Annotated in this window: 15 protein-coding genes; 7 read left to right on the top strand and 8 right to left on the bottom strand. The window is 73.0% G+C overall.

The features are described from left to right. Positions 1-24 precede the first annotated feature (24 nt). The 7 genes from F0L17_RS01700 to F0L17_RS01670 all read right to left on the bottom strand — a co-directional run bounded on the left by F0L17_RS01700 (position 25) and on the right by F0L17_RS01670 (position 9,049). Entirely contained in the window at positions 25-1,575 is a 1,551-nt protein-coding gene (locus F0L17_RS01700) for a DHA2 family efflux MFS transporter permease subunit (RefSeq protein WP_162465656.1), read from the bottom strand. A gap of 6 nt (positions 1,576-1,581) precedes the next feature. Further along, on the bottom strand, positions 1,582-3,414 hold the full coding sequence (locus F0L17_RS01695) for an IucA/IucC family protein (RefSeq protein WP_162465655.1): 1,833 nt from the start codon (positions 3,412-3,414) through the stop codon (positions 1,582-1,584). Then, positions 3,411-3,983 (bottom strand): GNAT family N-acetyltransferase, encoded by a 573-nt coding sequence (locus F0L17_RS01690; RefSeq protein ID WP_162465654.1) that lies wholly within the window; start codon positions 3,981-3,983, stop codon positions 3,411-3,413. Before F0L17_RS01690 ends, F0L17_RS01695 begins: the two co-directional genes overlap by 4 nt. Further along, a complete protein-coding gene (locus F0L17_RS01685) occupies positions 3,980-5,281 on the bottom strand; it encodes a SidA/IucD/PvdA family monooxygenase (RefSeq protein WP_162465653.1) in 1,302 nt (433 codons plus the stop codon). Before F0L17_RS01685 ends, F0L17_RS01690 begins: the two co-directional genes overlap by 4 nt. Positions 5,282-5,302: 21 nt before the next feature. Continuing rightward, positions 5,303-6,802, bottom strand: coding sequence for a pyridoxal phosphate-dependent decarboxylase family protein (locus F0L17_RS01680; protein ID WP_155073005.1), 1,500 nt, complete (start codon positions 6,800-6,802; stop codon positions 5,303-5,305). Between the two features lie 200 nt (positions 6,803-7,002). Then, positions 7,003-7,893, bottom strand: coding sequence for a siderophore-interacting protein (locus tag F0L17_RS01675; protein ID WP_155069458.1), 891 nt, complete (start codon positions 7,891-7,893; stop codon positions 7,003-7,005). A 118-nt stretch (positions 7,894-8,011) separates the two neighbouring features. Then, on the bottom strand, positions 8,012-9,049 hold the full coding sequence (locus F0L17_RS01670) for an ABC transporter substrate-binding protein (RefSeq protein ID WP_155069456.1): 1,038 nt from the start codon (positions 9,047-9,049) through the stop codon (positions 8,012-8,014). Between the two features lie 128 nt (positions 9,050-9,177). Here F0L17_RS01670 and F0L17_RS01665 point away from each other — a divergent pair, with 128 nt between their 5' ends. The 7 genes from F0L17_RS01665 (at position 9,178) to F0L17_RS01635 (ending at position 16,313) form a co-directional block, all read left to right on the top strand. Further along, the gene (locus tag F0L17_RS01665) at positions 9,178-10,248 is read left to right on the top strand and encodes an iron chelate uptake ABC transporter family permease subunit (RefSeq protein ID WP_162465651.1); all 1,071 of its coding nucleotides are present in this window, start codon (positions 9,178-9,180) and stop codon (positions 10,246-10,248) included. Further along, on the top strand, positions 10,245-11,273 hold the full coding sequence (locus F0L17_RS01660; protein WP_155069454.1) for a FecCD family ABC transporter permease: 1,029 nt from the start codon (positions 10,245-10,247) through the stop codon (positions 11,271-11,273). Before F0L17_RS01665 ends, F0L17_RS01660 begins: the two co-directional genes overlap by 4 nt. 77 nt (positions 11,274-11,350) lie before the next feature. Beyond that, positions 11,351-12,232: an ABC transporter ATP-binding protein gene (locus F0L17_RS01655; protein ID WP_155069452.1), complete on the top strand. Its 882-nt coding sequence runs from the start codon at positions 11,351-11,353 to the stop codon at positions 12,230-12,232. A gap of 114 nt (positions 12,233-12,346) precedes the next feature. Then, complete coding sequence (locus tag F0L17_RS01650) at positions 12,347-13,561, top strand: cysteine desulfurase-like protein (RefSeq protein WP_155069450.1); 1,215 nt, start codon at positions 12,347-12,349, stop codon at positions 13,559-13,561. Between the two features lie 322 nt (positions 13,562-13,883). Further along, positions 13,884-14,504 carry an NAD(P)H:quinone oxidoreductase gene (gene wrbA, locus F0L17_RS01645; RefSeq protein WP_162465650.1) on the top strand — a complete coding sequence of 207 codons (621 nt, stop codon included), beginning with the start codon at positions 13,884-13,886 and terminating at the stop codon, positions 14,502-14,504. Between the two features lie 163 nt (positions 14,505-14,667). Then, positions 14,668-15,267 (top strand): DUF2165 domain-containing protein, encoded by a 600-nt coding sequence (locus F0L17_RS01640; protein WP_155069447.1) that lies wholly within the window; start codon positions 14,668-14,670, stop codon positions 15,265-15,267. 224 nt (positions 15,268-15,491) lie between these two features. Beyond that, entirely contained in the window at positions 15,492-16,313 is an 822-nt protein-coding gene (locus F0L17_RS01635) for an SAM-dependent methyltransferase (RefSeq protein ID WP_155069445.1), read from the top strand. Positions 16,314-16,374: 61 nt separating this feature from the next. On the opposite strand, the gene F0L17_RS01630 is transcribed toward F0L17_RS01635, so the two are convergent. Further along, complete coding sequence (locus F0L17_RS01630) at positions 16,375-19,221, bottom strand: SpoIIE family protein phosphatase (RefSeq protein ID WP_155073002.1); 2,847 nt, start codon at positions 19,219-19,221, stop codon at positions 16,375-16,377. Between the last annotated feature and the right edge of the window lie 42 nt (positions 19,222-19,263).

Below are 19,263 nucleotides of genomic sequence, written 5' to 3'. Positions count from 1 at the left end.
CGTGTCCCCTCCATACCGCCTCCGTCACTCCCCTCGCCGCCGCGGCCGCACGGCCCGGCCCAACAGCAGCCCGGCCACGCAGCCGCCCAGCAGGACCGCGCCCGCGCCGACCAACTGGCCGACGCGCAACCCCGAGGCGAACGCCTCGGCCACCATCGCGCGCTCGGCCGCACCGGCGGCCGCCTCCAGCGCGGCGGGCAGCGACTCGGCGGTGCCCACCGAGTCCGGCAGCAGGGCGGCGAACCGGGAGACGAGGACGGCACCGAGCACGGCGACGCCCAGCCCGGTGCCCAGTTCCGACAGGGTGCCGTTGACCCCCGCGCCAGCGCCCGCCTTCTCCTTGGGGATCGCGCCCATAACGGCCTCGGCGATCGCCGGGTTGGCCACGCCGCACCCCGCCCCCATCAGCACCAGCCCGGCCAGCACTCCGCCGTAGCCGCCGTCGCCGACGAGGGCGACGAGAGCCAGCCCGGCCGCCATCGTCACCATGCCGGAGGCGATCGAGAGCGGCAGGCCCAGGCGGGCGATGAGCCGGGCCGAGGCGCCGGTGAAGTTCACCAGCACCACGGTCAGGGCGAAGGGCGCGAGGTTGAGCCCCGCCTGGAGCGGGGAGTCGTCGCGGACGAACTGGAACTGCTGGGTGAGCAGGTACAGGGCGCCGCCGCTGCCGAAGGTGATCAGCACGACGCCCGTCACGGCCCCGGTGAAGCGGCGGCTGCGGAACAGGTCCATGTCGAGCATCGGGTGCTCCGCGCGGCGCTCCCAGCCGACGAAGGCGGCCAGCACGACGGCGCCGAGGGCGGCCGGGGCGAGGACGCCCGGTGACGTCCAGCCCTCCTCCGGGCCGGTGATGACGGCGTAGACGACCGAGGTCATGCCGATGACGGAGAGCACGACCCCGGGCAGGTCCGGCCGGCCGGCGTGCGGCTCGCGGCTCTCGGGAACGAGGACGGTGACGGCGACGAGGCCGAGCAGCACCACCGGAATGTTGATCAGGAAGATCGCGCCCCACCAGTAGTGGCCGAGCACCACACCGCCGACGACCGGCCCGGCCGCGTAGGCGAGGGCGTTGACGGCCCCCCACACGCCGATGGCCTTCGGGCGTTCCTCGGCCTCGAAGACCTGCATCACCACGGCGAGCGTGGTGGTCAGCAGCAGGGCCGCGCCCACGCCCATGCCGGCGCGGGCCGCGATGAGCCCATCGGCGGAGGTGGCGAGTCCGGCGGCCAGCGAGCCGGCCCCGAACAGGACCAGTCCGGCCAGCAGCATCCGCTTGCGGCCGTAGCGGTCGGCGGCGCTGCCCGCGGTCAGCAGCAGGCCCGCCTGCACCAGCGCGTAGGCGTTGATCATCCACTGCACGTCGGCGGTGGACGCGCCCAGCTCGGAGGTGAGGGACGGGATCGCCACGTTGAGCACGGTGTTGTCGAGCACCACCACCAGCTCGGCCAGGCAGACGACGGCCAGGATCGCCCAGCGGGCCGGGTGCCCGCCGGGCTGTCCGTCCCTGCCGCCGGCCTCGGGGACCGGACCGGGGGGCGGGGCCGCCGCTTGGGCGGTCGGGTCGGTCGTCGGCACGGTGGATCAGGCCCCCGTGGGCGCGTAGGGGGCGATGGGGTTCCGCAGGGTGCCGACGAGCTGGAGCGCCCCGGAGGGGTCGGCCAGGTCCACCATCTGCCGGTTGTCGCGCAGTTGGAGCCGGTTGAGGCAGGACAGGGCGAACTCCTCGGCGAAGATGTCGTACCGCTCGAAGCGCTCGGCCAGCTCCGGCACGGACTCCTGGTAGCGCACCACGGCGTCGGCGACGGTGCGCCAGAAGGCGTCCTCGGTCAGCACGCCCCGGTCGGCGAGGATCGCCCCCAGGTGGCGCAGGAAGCAGTCGAAGACGTCGGTGAGGATCGACAGCAACCGCATGTCCTCGGGGACCTCGGCGCGGATGCGCTCCACCTCCGGCGGCACCTGCGCCTCCGGGTCCATCACCACGATCTCCTCGGCGATGTCCTTGAACACCACCCGTGCCACGGCGTCGTCCTCGAGGACGAGGATGACGTTCTCGCCGTGCGGCATGTACACCAGGTCGTGGGCGTAGAAGCTGTGCAGCAGCGGGGTGAGGTAGGCGTCCAGGTAGCGGCCCAACCACTCCTCGGCATTCAGTCCGGAGCGGGCGATCAACGCGGCGGCCAGCGAGTTCCCGTCGCGGTCGACGTGGAGCAGGGACGCCATGGTGGCCAGGCGCTGCCCCGGCCGGAGCTGTGGGACGGGGCTCTCCCGCCACAGTGCGGCGAGCATCTTGCGGTAGGGCGAGTAGCGGTCGGTGGCCGCCTCGTAGCCGGGGTGCCGGTAACCGACGGCGGCGCGTTCGCGGATGACGCTCAGTCCGGTGGCGCGCAGCACGGGGTCGCCCGCGATCAGGTCGGCCAGCCAGTCGTTGATGGCGGGGGTGGCCTCCATGTAGGCGGCGGACAGCCCCCGCATGAAGCCCATGTTGAGCACGGACAGGGCCGTCTTGACGTAGTGCTTGGTCGGGTCGTCGGTGTTGAAGAAGGTCCGGATGGACTGCTGGGCCAGGTACTCGTCCTCGCCCTCGCCCAGCGGGACGATGCGTCGCTGGGCGACCTCGGCGGAGAACGTCACGGCGAGCTTGTTCCACCACTGCCAGGGGTGGACCGGTATCAGCAGGTAGTCCGCCGGCTCCAGGCCCTGACCGCGCAGGACGGCGGCGAAGCGCTCCACGGTGGCCTCGCCCAGCTCGGCGCGGAGCAGCGTGTCGTAGTCGGTGTCGCCGGAGCAGGTGAAGGTGGTGTGGTCGCGGTGGGCGGCCACCCACAACAGCCGCACCGGGGAGGCGGCCTCGGGGGCGTAGGCCAGGTACTCGTGGGCACCGAAGCCCAGGCGGCCGTTGTTGGCGACGAAACAGGGATGCCCCTCGGTCATGCCGGTCTCGATCGCCTGGAAGTCGGCGGCGGCCAACTCCTCGGCGGTGACGGGTTTCTTCGTCAGCTTGTACGCGGTGCTCGCGAGGGTGGAGCCGATCTCCTCCAGGTAGACGGGGAGGACCTCGTCGCTCAGGCCGAGCGCGCCGCGGAACTCGGTGAAGAAGGCGAAGGCGTCCAACGGCACCTCGGCGCCCCCGCGCAGCCGGGTGATGCTGTCGGCGTCGATCCACCAGTGGTCGAGTGCCATCAGCCGGGCGGTGAAGCGGTACTCGACGCGGCCGTCGTCGCCGGTGACGGCGTAGCGCCCGTCGCCCAGCGCGGTGGGGGTCAGGAGGCGCTCGTGCGAGAACTCCGACAGAGCCTTGCGCAGCAGCAGCCGTACGGCGGTGTCCCAGGTGGCGGGGGTCAGGTGGGCCACGGCACCGTGCGGATCGGAGTGCGGCGGAACGCTGTGGGGGGAGGTCCGGGAAGGGGTGGTCACAGGGCGGCTCCTCGTACGGCTTCCTCGAACTGCCGGCGGGTGCAGATGCTGAGCAGGGCCTCTTTCTCGGGCTTGGCGATCGTCTCGACGACCTCGAACCCGACGGCGGCGTTGAGGGCGTGCACGGCGGTGTTGCGGACGTCGGGCTCGACGACCACGCGCCGGGTGGCCGGGTCGGCGAAGAGCATCGCCATCACCGTGGTGATCACGGCCCGGGTGAAGCCGTGGACGGGCGTGTCGGACGGCGCGGTGAGGAAGTGCATCCCGACGTCGCCCGGCTCGTTGTCGTACAGCCCGGCCAGCTCCACGTGCGCGGGGTCGTAACGTTCGACGAGGAACGCCGGGCGGCCTTGGTGCAGACCGAGGAAGGCGTCGTGGTGGGGGTGCTCGGCGATCCTCTCGTACTCGTGGGCGACCCGCGCCTCGTCGGCGTCCTGCATCATCCAGTACACGGCCTTGGGGTGGGTCACCCAGGAGTGCAGCAGGGGGGCGTCGGCCCGGGGGTCGAGGGTGACCACGGAGAATCCGCCCAGTTCGGGATCCTCGCGGTGGAAGAGGACGTCGCTCACGCGATGCCTCCCTCGGGGGCGCCGAAGTCCTGGAAGGCGATGGACTTCTCGACCGGGTAGACCTCACGGCCGAGGATGTCGCGGATGACGCACGCGTTGCGGTAGGGGCCCATGCCCAGGTCCGGCGAGGTGACGCTGTGGGTGTGGACGGCGCCGTTCTGGAGGAAGACGCCGTGGCCGGTGACGTCGATGGCGTAGTCGCGGGTGACGTCGAAGCGGCCCGAGCCGTCGAAGCGGAGCCGGTCGCGGATGCCGTCGAGGAAGGCGGGGACACGGTGGCGGTAGCCGGTGGCCAGGATCAGGCCCTCGGTGGTGAGGGTGAACTCCTTGTCCTGCTCGACCTGGTGCAGGCCCAGGGTGTAGGTGCCGCTCGCCTCGTCGTGGGAGGCGGAGGTGAGGGCGGTGTTGGTCAACAGCCGGGTGGGGACGGGACCGGTGACGCTCTTGGCGTACAGCAGGTCGAAGATGTCGTTGATCAGCTCGGAGTCGATGCCCTTGAACAGGCCCTTCTGCTCACCCTCCAGCCGGTGTCGGGTGGCCTCCGGCAGGGCGTGGAAGTAGTCGATGTAGTCCGGGGAGGTCATCTCCAGGGTCAGCTTGGTGTACTCCAGCGGGAAGAACCGCGGGGAGCGGGTGACCCAGTTCAGCCGGTATCCGCGGGTGTCGATCTCCGACAGCAGGTCGTGGTAGATCTCGGCGGCGCTCTGGCCGCTGCCGACGACGGTGACGCTCCGCTTGGCCTTCAGGGCCTCCCGGTGCTCCAGGTAGCGGGAGTTGTGGATCGCGTCGCCCCCCAGGCCCTCGCACGCCTCGGGCACGTAGGGCGGGGTGCCGGTGCCGATCACCAGCCGGGGGGCGCGGTGTTCGGTGCGCTCGCCGGTCGCGGTGTCGCGGGTGGTGACGGTGTAGAGGCCGTCGGTCTCGTCGTAGGAGGTGGCCACGGCCTCCCGACCGAAGCGGACCGACGAGAGGCGGGCGGCGGCCCAACGGCAGTAGGCGTTGTACTCGCTCCGCAGCGGATAGAAGTTCTCGCGGATGTAGAACGGGTACAGCCGTCCGGACTCCTTGAGGTAGTTGAGGAAGGAGTACGGGGAGGTCGGGTCGGCCAGGGTCACCAGGTCCGCCATGAACGGCGTCTGCAGGGTGACGCCCTCCAACAGCATGCCGGGGTGCCAGTCGAACTCGGAGCGGCTCTCCAGGAAGAGCCCGTCGAGGTCGTCGATCGGCTCGGTGAGGCAGGCCAGGCCCAGGTTGAAGGGGCCGAGCCCGATGGCTATGAAATCGTGCTGGGTGGACACGTCGTCTCCGGGTGAGGGGAGTCAGGCGGCGGGTGTGCCGGTCAGGCGGGCGTTCCGGGTGAGGTGGTCCTCGGCGTGCGCGGCGAGCAGGTCCAGGACGGCGCGGATGTCGTCCAGCGTGGTCTCCGGGTTGAGCAGCGTGAACTTCAGGTGGTGGCGACCGTCGACGACCGTGGCGGCGACCACGGCCTCGCCGGAGGCGGCGATCGCCTCGCGGGCGTGGAGGTTGGCCAGGTCCACGGCCGTCTCGTCGGCCGCGGGGCCGCCGTTCCCGGCGCGGGCGGGGACGTAGCGGAAGACCAGGGTGGAGAGGGTGGGCTCGGTGACGACCGTGAAGCGGGGGTCGGCGTCCAGCAGTCGCCAGGCGTCGGCGGCCAGGTCCACGACCCGGTCGAAGAGTTCGCCCACGGCGTCGGCGCCCATGACGCGCAGGGTCAGCCACAGTTTGAGGGCGTCGAAGCGGCGGGTGGTCTGGATCGACTTGTCGACCTGGTTGGGGATGCGCTCCTCGACGTTGCGGGCCGGGTTGAGGTAGTCGGCGTGGTACGTCGCGTGTCGCAGGGTGGTGCCGTCGCGGACGACGACGGCACTGGAACTGACCGGCTGGAAGAAGGACTTGTGGTAGTCGACGGTGACCGAGTCGGCCCGTTCGATGCCGTCCAGCAGGTGCCGCCGGGTGGGGGAGGCCAGCAGTCCGCAGCCGTACGCGGCGTCGACGTGGAACCACACCCCGGCCTCCTCGCACAGCGCGGCGATCTCCGGCAGGGGGTCGATGGAACCGAAGTCGGTGGTGCCGGCGGTGGCGGAGACGGCCATCACCGTCAGGCCCTCCTCCCGGCAGCGGCGCACCTCGTGGGCGAGGGCGTCGACGCGCATCCGACGGGAGGCGTCGCAGGGGACGGGGACGACGGCGTCCGGCTCCAGGCCGAGGAGCTTGGCGCCCTTGAGGACGGAGAAGTGTGCGGCCTCGGAGGTCAGGACGCGCAGTTTCGGCAGCATCGCGGAGACCGGCGGCGGGGCGGCGGAGTTCTTCCGCAGCAGTCGGAAGGCCTCCTCGCGGGCCAACAGCAGCGCCTGGACGTTGGACTGGGTGCCGCCGCTGGTGAAGACGCCGTCGGCGGCCCGGCCCAGACCGATGCGCGCGGCGGTCCAGTCGACGAGCCGACGCTCCATCAGCGTGCCGCCCGCGCTCTGGTCCCAGGTGTCCAGGGAGGAGTTGACGGCGGAGAGGACGGCCTCGCCGAGAAGGGCGGGGAGTACCACCGGGCAGTTGAGGTGGGCCAGGTAGCGGGGGTGGTGGAAGTAGACCGCGTCGCGGAGGTAGACCCGCTCCAACTCCTCCAGGGCGGCGCTCGCGTCGCCCAGGGGGCGGTCGAGGTCGATGGCGTCCACCACGGGGGCCAACTCCCCGGGAGTGGTCCCGGTGAACGGGCGGGTGGTTCCGGCGACGGTGCGGGCGACCCGGGCCACACCGTCGGACACCAGGCGCCGGTACTCCTCGGCGGTGGCGTTGTTCAGCAGGTGGGAACGGGGATCGTCGGCGGGGCGGCCGGCCGCGTCGGCACGAGCGAGGGGGGAGGGGGATCCCTGGGGGCGCACGCGAAGGTCCTCCGGATCGGGGGGCTTTTAGTTAGGTGAGCCTATCCTAAGTTACTTTTGATCATGTCGGAGCCCCGCGTACCTCTCACGGTGCGCGGGGCTCCACGCGGAATCGTTCCGCCTCAGGCGGCGCCGGCGAGCGCCTCGGCGCGCAGGGCCTCCTCGGAGACCCCCAGCCGCCAGTAGCCGGAGAAGGACACCCGGCCGCGGGCGACACCGCGTTCGTGCACCAGGTGACGGCGGAGCGCCCGCACCGCGCCGGACTCGCCGGCCACCCACGCGTACGGGGCGCCCTCGGGCAACGCGGCCGCGCGTACGGCGTCGACCACCGTCCCGTGTCGGTGCCGGTCCTCCCTGGGCAGCCAGGTGACCTCGGCGTCGGCCGCGGTGGGCAGTTCGCGGACGTCCTCCGCCCGGGGCACCTCGATCCACGCGCGCACCCGGACCCCGGCGGGCAGCCACGCCAGGATGCCCGCCACGGCCGGCAGCGCCGTCTCGTCCGCCGCCAACAGCACCCAGTCGGCGTCCCACGGCGGGCGGAAGCCGACGCTCTTGTTCTCCGCGGTCCGCGGCCCCAACAGACGCACCCGGTCCCCCGGCCGCGCGCGGCGCGCCCACCGGGTGGCGGGCCCGGTGTCGCCGTGCAGGACGAAGTCGATGTCCACCTCGCCCTCCCGGGGCCGCTGTCCGGCCACGGTGTAGGAGCGCATGACCGCGCGCACCGCCGGGTCCGTCGCCCGCCAGGCGGCGAACCAGGCGTCGCCCAACTCCACCGGGACGACCGGCTCGGCCTGGCCGGGGTGCGGCAGGAAGAGCGAGAGGCTCTGGTCCCGGCCGCCACCGGCGAACTCCCTCAGCTCCTCCCCGCCGAAGGTGATCCGGACCAGGGAGGCCCCGAGCCTGCGGCGCCGCACGACCGCGGCGGTGAAGAAGCGGAACGGCGACTCGGTCCGGGCGGCGGTGCGGCGGGGCGCCGGCCGGGGGGCGGTCGGGACGGCGGTGCGCGGTGTCATCTGCGGGACTCCTTCTCGGAGGTGGCTGTCCTGCGCGGTCGGGAACGCGGTCGGGAACGCGGTCGGGAACGGGCGTGCGGAGGCGGGCGCGAGCGCCCGTCGGTGCCCGCACCCGGCGTCAGCCGAGCTTCTCGGCCTTCTCGATGGCGTCGGCCAGGTTCTCCAGCAGCGGGGCGGCGCCCTGGTAGGAGAAGCGCGGAACCGGGTCCCACTCGGCGACCTGACCGGCCTTGACGGCCGGGAGCGCCTTCCAGGTCGGCTTGGACTCCAGATCCTCGGCCTGCAGCGCGGTGTCGCGGTTGTCGAGGATGATCAGATCCGCCTCGTACTGCCCGGCGTTCTCCCAGCTGAGGCTCTCGAAGTAACCGCCGGAGGCCTCGACGTCCTCGGGAACGACGAAGTTCACGCCGAGCTCGGCGAAGTACTTCAGGTCGGCCGCGGGCGCGGGGGTGGAGACGTAGAAGTAGTCGGCGCTGCCGGAGGCGGCCAGCACCCGCAGTCCGCCGCTCGCCTTGGCGGCCTTGCGGAGCTTCTCGGCCGCTGCCTCGAACCGGGCCTTGCCGTCGGTGACCTGCTGGGACTTCAGGTCGGCGCCGAGGGACTCGGCCAGCTCCGCGTAGCGCTGGATCGGCTTGAGGAGGGAGACGTCGGCCACCTGGACGGCGACGCTGGGGGCGAGCTTGAGGATCTTGTCCTTGCTCTCGTCCGGCACGTACCACAGCGAGCCCTCGTCGTACTGGTGGGTGACCAGCAGCTCGGGGTTGAGGGCCGCGTACTTCTCGATGTCGAACTCGCCCCAGACGTTCCCGATGACCTCGATCTTCTTCACATCCAGGTCGCCGGCCTGCGGATGGGCCGAGCCGTCCTCCAGGGTCGTCTCGCCGAAGACGCCGACGATCCTGTCCTTCAGTCCGAAGTCGGCCAGGGCGGCGGCGGTGCCGGTGAAGGCCACGATGCGCTCGGGCGTTCCGTCGGTGGTGACCTTCTCCCCCCGGTCGTCGGTGAACGACCAGGGGCCGCTGCCCTTGTCGGCGGTTTTCGAAGTCCCCGAACCGCCGCCGTCCCCGCACGCCGAGAGCAGGGCGCCCAGCCCGAGGGCGCCGCCTGCCGCGAGGAGCCCCCGACGGGAGAGGTTGACGGTTCTTGCGTGGGACATGGCTGTGCCTCTCTAGCAAACGCACATGGATGACGACGGGGCCGGACGACCGGTCGCGGCTGTTAGGTTAACCTAACCAAAGTCCGAGCCCAAGGGGGCGTCCAGCCCGGCACCACCGGAGTCCGCACGTGTCAGTGATCAAGCCACCGCCCGCCCAGCGGAGCGCGGCACCGGAGCCGCCGCCTCCCGCCGAGAGCCGCTCCTCCGGAGCCCGTGACGCCCTGCGTTCCGCCGGACTGGTCGGCGCCCTGGGCGTCCTGCTGCTGCTGTTGGTGCTGAGCCTGGGCTTCGGCGCCCGGTCGCTGTCGATGGACCAGATCTGGGACGGCCTCCTCGACAGCGGCTCGCCCACCTGGGCCGTGGTCCACGAGATGCGGCTGCCGCGCACCCTGCTCGGGCTGCTGATCGGCGTCGCGCTCGGTCTGGCCGGAGCGGTGATGCAGGCCCTGACCCGCAACCCGCTGGCCGACCCCGGACTGCTGGGCATCAACGCCGGGGCATCGGCCGCCGTCGTCACCGCCATCACCTTCCTCGGCGTGACGGGCTTCACCGGCTACGTGGGCTTCGCCATGGTGGGTGCCGCGGCCGTCTCCGCCCTCGTCTACACGATCGGCGGCGGACGCGGCGCCACTCCGGCGCGGCTGGCCCTGGCCGGTGCCGCGCTCAACGCGGCCCTGTTCTCCTACGTCAACGCGGCGATGATCATGGACAGTGCCTCGCTGGAGCGCATGCGCTTCTGGACGGTCGGCTCGTTGGCCACGGCCCGGATGGACACCGTCGTCCAGGTGCTGCCGTGGATATCCGCCGGTGTGCTGGCGGCCTTCGCGCTGGCCCGCCCGCTCAACGCCCTCGCGCTCGGCGAGGACCAGGCCCGCGCGCTGGGCTCCCGGCCCGAACGGGTGCGGATCGCCTGCATCGTCGCCATCACCCTGCTGTGCGGCGCCGCCACCGCGGCCGCCGGTCCCATCGTCTTCGTCGGGCTGATGGTGCCCCACCTCGTCCGCGCCATCACCGGTCCCGACCTGCGCTGGATGTTCCCCTACTGCGCGGTGCTCGCCCCCGTGCTGCTGCTCGGCTCCGACGTGCTCGGCCGGCTCCTCGGCCGTCCCGGCGAACTCCAGGTCGGCGTCGTCACCGCCGTCCTGGGCGGCCCCCTCTTCCTCTACATCCTGCGGCGGCGGAAGGTGGCGGCGGCATGAGAACCCTCCGCGTCGGACAGACCCTCAGCCTCCGCTACCGCCCCCGGGCCCTGACGGCCGTGCTCGGCTGCCTCCTCGTGGCCCTGGCCGTCGGCGTCGTCACCATCGGCGGCGGCGACTACCCCATGAGCCCCGGCGAGGTGCTGACCACCCTCGGCGGCGGCGGCACCCCCGCCCAGAACTTCGTCGTCAACGAGCTGCGACTGCCCCGGGTACTGGCGGCCCTCCTCGTCGGCGCCTCCCTCGGCCTGGCCGGAGCGGTCTTCCAGTCCGTGGTGCGCAACCCGCTCGGCAGTCCCGACATGCTCGGCCTCACCCAGGGAGCCTCCACCGGCGCGCTCCTGGTCGTCCTCGCCGGTGGCAGCAGCGCGGCGCTGGCCGGCGGCGCCGTCGCCGGCGGCCTCCTCACCGGGACGCTGATCTACGCGCTCGCCTGGCGCCGGGGGGTCCACGGCTACCGACTGGTCCTCACCGGCATCGGCGTCATGGCGATGCTCACCGGCGTCAACAGCTATCTGCTCACCCGCGGCAAGCTGATGGAGGCATCCCGCGCGATCCTGTGGATGACGGGCAGTCTGGACGGCCGCGGTTGGCCCGAACTCACCCCCCTGCTCATCGCGCTGCTGGTGCTGGGGCCGGTCGTCGTCGTCGGTTTCGGGCGCAGCCTGCTGATGACGGAGATGGGCGACGACGCCGCCCACTCCCTGGGGGTCCGCGTCGAGCGGTCCCGCGCCGTGCTGCTGGGCTCCGCCGTCGTCCTGACCTCCTTCGCCGCCGCCTGCGCCGGGCCGGTCTCCTTCGTGGCGCTCACCGCGCCCCAGCTCGCCAAGCGCCTCACCCGCGCCCCCGGCCCCAACCTCGTGCCCGCCGCCTGCATGGGGGCGGCCCTGCTGGTGGCGGCCGACTGGGTCGCCCAGAACCTCTTCGCCGGACGACAGCTCGCGGTGGGCGTGATCACCGGAATGCTCGGCGGCGGCTACCTGATCTGGTTGCTGGCCACCCAACGGAAGGCGGGACGCATATGAGGGCGCGCACCGGGACTCCCACGCGTCCCCCCACGGCGGACACCGACGGCGAACACTTCCAGGACGGAGCAGAACCGATGACGCAGGGCCACCACGCCGCTTCCGCGACGGCGGAAGCCACCGTCTCCGCGGCGGTCGGGGAGACCAGGCTGGGCGGCGAGAGCCTCACCCTCGCCTACGACCGGCGGACGATCTCGCGGGAGCTCACGGTCGCGATACCCGACCACTCCTTCACCGTCATCATCGGACCCAACGCGTGCGGCAAGTCCACCTTGCTGCGTGCCCTGTCCCGGATGCTCAAGCCGGCCGCCGGTTCGGTGCTCCTGGACGGCAGGGACATCTCCTCGCTCAACGCCAAGCAGGTCGCCCGGACCCTCGGCCTGCTGCCGCAGTCCTCCGTCGCCCCGGAGGGCATCTCCGTCTCCGAGCTGGTCTCCCGCGGGCGCTACCCGCACCAGGGACTGCTGCGCCAGTGGTCGCGGGAGGACGAGCGCGTCGTCGCCGACTCCATGGCCTCCACCGGGGTCGCCGAACTCGCCGACCGCGCCGTGGACGAACTCTCCGGCGGACAGCGGCAGCGGGTGTGGATCGCCATGGCCCTGGCCCAGCAGACGCCCCTGCTGCTGTTGGACGAGCCGACCACCTACCTCGACCTCGCCCACCAGATCGACGTCCTCGACCTGTGCACCCGTCTCCACGAGGAGGAGGGCCGCACCCTGGTCGCCGTCCTCCACGACCTCAACCACGCCGCCCGCTACGCCACCCATCTGATCGCCATGCGCGACGGACGGGTCGTCGCCGCGGGACCCCCCTCGCGGATCGTCACGGCCGACCTGGTGGAGGAGGTCTTCGGCCTGCCCTGCCGGGTCATCGACGATCCGGAGACCGGAACCCCGCTGGTGGTGCCCGTCGCGCGGCGCCGCGTGCGGGAGCCGGTGGCGACGCGGAGCGGCTCCTGAGATCCGCGCGCCCGTCCCCGCGCCGGGCGGGCGTCCCCGGGGGCCGCGGCGGGCGAGGCGCTTCCGGGAACGGGGGATCTTGACGCGGACCCCGAGCCGTGAAGGATGGGGGCCATGCGTCTCGACACCGATCGGATCCGCGGTTGCTTCCCCGCCCTCGCCCGGGGGGTGGCCCACTTCGACGGGCCGGGCGGGTCGCAGGTGCCCCGACAGGTGGCACGGGCCGTCGCCGACACCCTGTGCGGCGGCATCGCCAACCGCGGTACCGTCACCGCGGCCGAGCTGCGGGCCGACACCGTGGTGCGAGAGGCCAGGTCGGCCATGGCCGACCTGCTGGGCTGCCGCCCCGAGGGCGTGGTGTTCGCGCGGTCGATGACGCAGGCGACGATGGACCTGGCGCGCGCCCTGGCCGGACGGTGGGGCGAGGGCGACGAGATCGTGGTGACGCGCCTCGACCACGACGCGAACATCAGACCCTGGATCATCGCCGCCGAGGCGGCCGGCGCGACCGTGCGGTGGGCCGACTTCGATCCCGTGACGGGCGACCTCACGGTGGACGACGTGGTCGCCGTGCTGACACCGCGCACCCGGTTGGTGGCGGTGACCGCGGCGTCCAACCTGCTCGGCACCAGGCCCGACGTCCCCGCGATCGCCGAGGCGGCCCATGCGGTGGGCGCGCTGGTGTACGTGGACGGCGTGCACCTTACCCCGCACGCCGCCGTCGCGATGACGGACTGGGGCGCGGACTTCTACGCCTGTTCGCCGTACAAGTTCTTCGGGCCGCACCACGGTGTGGTCGCCGCCGCCCCGGAACTGCTGGAGACGATCCGCCCCGACAAGCTGCTGCCCTCCACCGACGCCGTGCCCGAGCGCTTCGAACTCGGCACGCTGCCCTACGAGACGCTGGCCGGGACGACGGCCGCCGTCGACTTCATCGCCGATCTCGGCGGGCCGCCGGCCGGCGAGCGGCGGGTCAGGCTGCTGGAGTCGATGCGGCGGGTGGAGGCCCACGAGGAGGAGTTGTTCGGCCGGCTGCTGGACGGGCTGACGGCCCTCGACGGCGTCGTCCCGTACGGCTCGCCGGAGCGGCGCACCCCCACCGTCCTGTTCTCCGTGGCGGGGTGTACGCCCCGCGAGGTGTACGAGCACCTGGCCCGACTCGGCGTGAACGCGCCCGCGGGCAACTTCTACGCGATCGAGGCGGTCCGCCACATCGGCCTGGGGGAGGAGGGCGCCGTCCGAGCGGGCCTGGCCCCCTACAACACCGTCGAGGACGTCGACCGACTGCTCGCCGGTGTCGCGGAACTGGCGTCCCGGGGTCCCGCCTGACGGCGGATCACCGCAGCGCGCGCCTCGTGCGACGAGGCCGGGACGCCCGGCCTCGTCCGTCTTTGGGCCCCGGCTCGACTTCCGTGCCCCGGGAGGGCGCCCTTCGTCGGGGGTCAGGTCGTGCCGCCTGCACGACCCGCACGACCTGCACGACCTGCGCGCGGTCCGGGACGTCCGTGCCATCCGGTGGGACTCGGACGGCGAATATGGTTTAAGGTTCAACTTACAGCTCGTCCCGTGGCGACGGACCGTCGGGGCGGGCTCGGCGCGAGCCCTTCGCGCCGGCCGCACGAACGACACCAATGGAACGGAGACCACAACCGTGAGCCCCCAGATCAAGCTCGCCGTCGTCTACTACTCCTCCACCGGCACCATCGCCGAGGTGGCCAAGGAGATCGGTCAGGCCGCGGAGAAGGCCGGCGCCGAGGTGCGCCTGCTCAAGGTCGCCGAACTCGCCCCGCAGGCCGCGATCGACTCCAACCCGGCCTGGGCCGCGAACGCCGCCGCCACCGCCGACATCCCCCACGCCACCGCCGACGACATGGAGTGGGCCGACGCGGTGATCTTCGGTTCCCCCACCCGTTACGGCAACATCGCCGCGCAGTTGAAGCAGTTCATCGACACCCTCGGCGGCCTGTGGGCCCAGGGCAAGCTCGCCGACAAGGTCTACAGCGGCTTCACCTCCTCCTCCACCGCCCACGGCGGCCAGGAGTCCACCCTGCTGGCCCTGTACAACACCATCCACCACTTCGGCGGCATCCTCGTCGCCCCCGGTTACACCGACCCGGCCAAGTTCGTCGACGGCAACCCCTACGGCACCTCCCATGTCGACGCCCAGGGCAACAACCCCGTCGACGACGCCACCCGCACCGCCGCCCGCGTCCAGGCCGAGCGCGTCGTGAGGATAGCCTCCGCCCTCAAGGCCGGCCTCGCCACCGCCTGATCCCACCCCGGCGGACGGGTCCCGACCCGGGCGCGCCGGCCGCACGACGGCAGTGCGGTCGGCGCGCCCACCGGTGTCGGAGACCGGTGCGAATGCCGAGCGCTTTCCCGAACCACCCTGCGAAGATGGGGAGAAGGTCTCGGGACGAGCAGGGGGAGGACACATGGCAGGCGGGGAAGGAAGCGCCGGCAACGGATCGGGACGGCCGCTGTCGTCGGGCGCCCTGCCCGTCGCGGCGACCGCGCTGACGGGAACGGTCGCGGTCTACATGGCCCTGGTCGCCTTCGGCAACATCACCGACTTCGACACCAACCGGGAGTTCGTCCGGCACGTCCTGGCGATGGACACCACCTTCCGGGACCCGGATCTGATGTGGCGGGCGATCGAGTCGCCCGCCCTGCAGGACGCCGCCTACGTCGCCATCATCGCCTGGGAGACCCTCACCGCCCTCGTCCTCCTCCTCGCCACCTGGCTCTGGGTGGCGAGCCTGCGCGACGGCGGCCACGAACGGGCCCGCCGGGCCGCCACCCTGGGACTGACGATGGTCCTGCTCCTGTTCGGGCTGGGCTTCTTCGCCATCGGCGGGGAGTGGTTCGCCATGTGGCAGTCCTCGGACTGGAACGGGCTGGACGCGGCGGCGCGCAACGTCGTGCTCGCCGGCCTCGCGCTGGTGGTGGTCAACCTCCCAAGCCGGCGCGGGGACGGCCGTCGCCCCGCCGGACCGGCGTCGACGGGGACGGCGGACGGGGAACGAGTCCCCTGAGGAGCCGGCACGGTGCCCTGGCCCGCCGTGCGCCGAGACCCCCGCGACGGAGCGGTGGGCGACCGGACGGGGAACCGGGGAACCGGGTCGCGCTGCCGCGGCGAAATCCGTTCGGTGGACGTCACGGTCAGGTTGATCTTTCCCGGTGGCAACCGGAAGCATGGGAGCGGACGTGTCGGCACGGCGTCGGGGCGGAAGCGCGCTGACGAGGGGTGGGAGAGGCCATGGACGGCAGGAACGGCGGGCCGGGCGGTGCGGCGCTGGTGAACGAGGACGTCGCCCACAACGCCCGGGTGTGGAACTACTGGCTGGGCGGCAAGGACTACTACGCGGTGGACCGCCAGGTCGGTGACCACGTCGTCGGCGTGTACCCGGCCATTCGCGAGGTGGCCCGCGCCGACCGCGCCTTCCTGGGGCGCGCGGTGCGGTACCTGGTGCGGGAGGCGGGCATCCGGCAGTTCCTGGACATCGGCACGGGCCTGCCCACGGCGGAGAACACCCACGAGGTCGCCCAACGCATCGCCCCGGAGTCCCGGGTCGTCTACGTCGACAACGACCCCGTGGTGCTGGCGCACGCGCGTGCCCTGCTCGTCGGCTCCCCCGAGGGCGCCACCGACTACGTCGACGCGGACGCGCACGACCCGGAGGCGATCCTCCGCGCCGCGGAGGGGACGCTGGACTTCACCCGTCCCGTGGCGATCATGCTGCTGGGCATCCTGAACTTCGTCTCCGAGACCGACCGGGCGCGGGCGATCGTGCGGCGGCTGCTGGAGGCCGTGCCCTCCGGCAGCCACCTGGCCGTCACCCACCCCACGCTGGAGCTCGGCGGCGAGGCGAACGCCGAGGCGATGCGGTTCTGGAACGAGCACGCCACACCCCCGATCACCGCCCGGAGCAGGGCGGAGTTCGCGAGTTTCTTCGCGGGCACGGAACTGCTGGAGCCCGGCATCGTCTCCTGCGCGCACTGGCGGCACGCGACGGAGGGGAACGGCGCGGGCGAACCCCCGGAGGTCGCCCAGTTCGGCGCGGTCGGACGGAAACCCTGAGGCCGAGGGGGCCGGCCCCGACCGGGGCCGGGTCCCGCCGGCGGGGCGCCTCCCCGCGCCGTCAGAGGTCGTCGAGATCGCCGAAGGCGGCCAACAGCGTCCGCTCGTCCGCGTCCGGCCCCGGTTCCCGCACCGTCGGCGACCGCGTCTGCTCGGCCCAGACGGTCTTGCCCTCGGGCGTGTAGCGGGCCCCCCAGTTCCTGGTGAACCGCGCGACCAGGAACAGGCCGCGGCCGCCCTCCTCGGTCGTCGCCGCGCGCCGGATGCGCGGGGAGGTGCTGCTGCGGTCGGACACCTCGCAGATCAGGCTCTCCTCGTCGCGCAGCAGCCGCAGGCACACCGGCCCCGCACCGCCGTACCGCACCGCGTTGGTCACCAGCTCGCTGACCACCAGGCCGGTTCCGTACTCCAGCTCCGTCAGCCCCCACGCGTCGAGGCACCGCCTCGCCGCGGCCCTGGCCCGCGCCACCACGGACGGGTCGGCGGGCAGCTCCCAGGAGGCCACCCGGTCCGGGGGCAGAGCGTGCACACGGGCCAGCAGCAGGGCGACGTCGTCGTGGGAGTCACCGGAGAGCAGGGTGTCCGTGATGCGATCGCACTCCGTCTCCAGGGACGACGAGGCGTCCCTGAGCACCTCCAACAACCGTCCGGTGCGGGAGTCGGGGTCACCGTAGGCACGGCCCTCCTTGAGCAGGCCGTCGGTGTACAGCGCCAGTAGGGTCTCGGCGGGCAGGTCGACGGCGGCGGACTCGTACGGCTGGAACCTGCCGAACCCCAGCGGCGGCCCGGTGGGCAGATCGAGCAGGTACGGTTCCTCGCCCGGCGGGGCGGCGGCGGGCGGCGGGTGTCCGGCCACGGCGGCGGTGCAGCGGCAGGAGACCGGGTCGTACACCGCGTACAGGCAGGTGGCGGCCGTGGCCGGGTCGTCGGGCGTGCGGCCGACCAGGTCGTCCAGGTGGGCGAGCACCTCCTCGGGAGGCAGGTCCAGGTCGGCCAGGGTGCGCACCGCCGTGCGCAGCCGTCCCATGGTGGCCGCCGCCTGCAGTCCGTGCCCCGCCACGTCGCCGACGACCAGCGCCACCCGCGTCCCGGAGAGCGGGATCGCGTCGAACCAGTCGCCGCCCACCCCGGTGTCGGGATCCGCGGGCAGGTAGCGGAAAGCGAGGTCGGCGGCGGTCGATCGGGGGGTTTCGCGCGGCAGCAGGCTCCGCTGCAGGGTGAGGGAGGCGTCGCGCTCCCGGGCGAAGCGGCGGGCGTTGTCCACGCTCATCGCGGTGCGGGCGGCCAGTTCGCCGGCCAGGGTCAGATCGTCCTCCTCGTAGGGGTGGTCCCTGCCGCGGCGGTAGAAACCGACCAGTCCCAGGACGGTGTCCCCGACGCGCAGCGGGGCGCCCAGGTAGGAGTGGGTTCCCTGGCCGAGCAGGTCGACGGGGTGCTCGCTCCCCGTGGTGGGGTCGGCCAGGGCGGCGGTCGGTACCGAGTCCGCCACGGGGCGGCCGGCGGCGAGGCAGCGGGCCTGGGGCGTGCCGGCCGGGTAGTCCACGGTGCCGGCCGGGTCCTCGTCCCGGTCACCGGGTTCGCCGCGGGGGCGGACGGCCACCCGGCGCAGCGTCGTGCCGGTGCCGGGCGGGCCCGACCGCGGTTCACGGCCGGTCAGGACGTCCTCGGTCAGGTCCACCACGGCGACGTCGGCGAACTCCGGCACCGCGATCTCCGCCAGCTCCGCGGCGGTGCGCCGCATGTCCAAGGTGGTGCCGACGCGGGTGCCGGCCTCGTTGAGCAGCGACAGCCGCCTGCGCGCCGCGACGGCGAGGCGGCCGACTCCCGGTTCGCCCACCAGCAGCAGCCACGCGTCGGAGCGACCTCCCGGCTCGCTGTCCGGCTCGCTGTCCGACTCGCTGCTCGGCTCGCTGTCCGGTCGGGTGTCCGCGGGGGACCGTTCGGTCGGTGGAGTGCTCCGCGCTCCGGACTCCTCGCGCCCCGTGGCGGAGGGCGGACGCAGCAGGGGCACCCGGCGCCGGTCCGGGGCGATCGCCGTGGTCGCGGAGGTCGTGTCCGTACCGCCGGGGGCGTCCCCACCGGCGCCGCCGTGGAAGCCGACCTCCACGGCCGCCCCCTCCGCGTCGCCGTGGTGCAGTTGCCTGCGGCGCAGGACGGCCACCCGGCCGCCGGCCAGCGGCACCTCGGCGAACGGCCGGCCGCCGGAGGAGATCAGTTCGGTGGCGGCCTCCAACAGCGCCAGGTGTTCCCCGGGAGCCAGTTCGGGCGCGGTACCACGAGGGCCGGTCGGCCCCTCGGAACGGAGGTCGAGTTCCGCGTGGCCGCCCTGCCGCCGGGCGCGGAGGAAGGACTCCACCAGGGCGCGTTCCCTGGCCGAACTCAGCTCCAGCAGACGTTCGCCGATCCGGTCGGTGGCCTCCTGGAGCGCCGTCGCCATGCCGGGTTCGGCCAGTTCCATGGGCACGGAGAGGTTGACCGCGCCCTGCACGGTCCCGCCCACCGGGTCGCGGACGGGGGCGGCCATGCAGGTCAGGGTCTTGAGGTCGTGCAGGAAGTGCTCGTGGCCGACGACCACGAACGGTGATCTGGTGCTCAGCACCATGCTGACGCTGCTGGTCCCCATGAAGCGCTCGTCGACGTTGGCGCCGGGCACCAGGAAGGCGGAGTCCATCAGCTCCAGGCCCCGACGCTCCCCGCGCCGGTCCACGATGGTGGCCCGGGCGTCGGCCAGGGCCACGGTGACGGGCATGCCGGAGAACCGTTCGTACAGCCTCCGCAGCACCGGGGCGGCGGCCCTGACCAACCGGGACTCGGGGTCGAGGTCGCTCTCGACCGGCAGTTCCGCGCCCTCGGAGGCGATGCCGAGCCGCTGGGAGCGTTGCCAGGAGGCGAGGATCTCCGCGCGCATGTCGGCCTCGGGCGGCCGCTGACGGCGGTCGCTCTCCGTAGG

It is taken from the genome of Streptomyces taklimakanensis (genome assembly GCF_009709575.1).
GTDB lineage: Bacteria > Actinomycetota > Actinomycetes > Streptomycetales > Streptomycetaceae > Streptomyces > Streptomyces taklimakanensis.
This window is presented reverse-complemented; position numbering and strand designations above follow the sequence as displayed.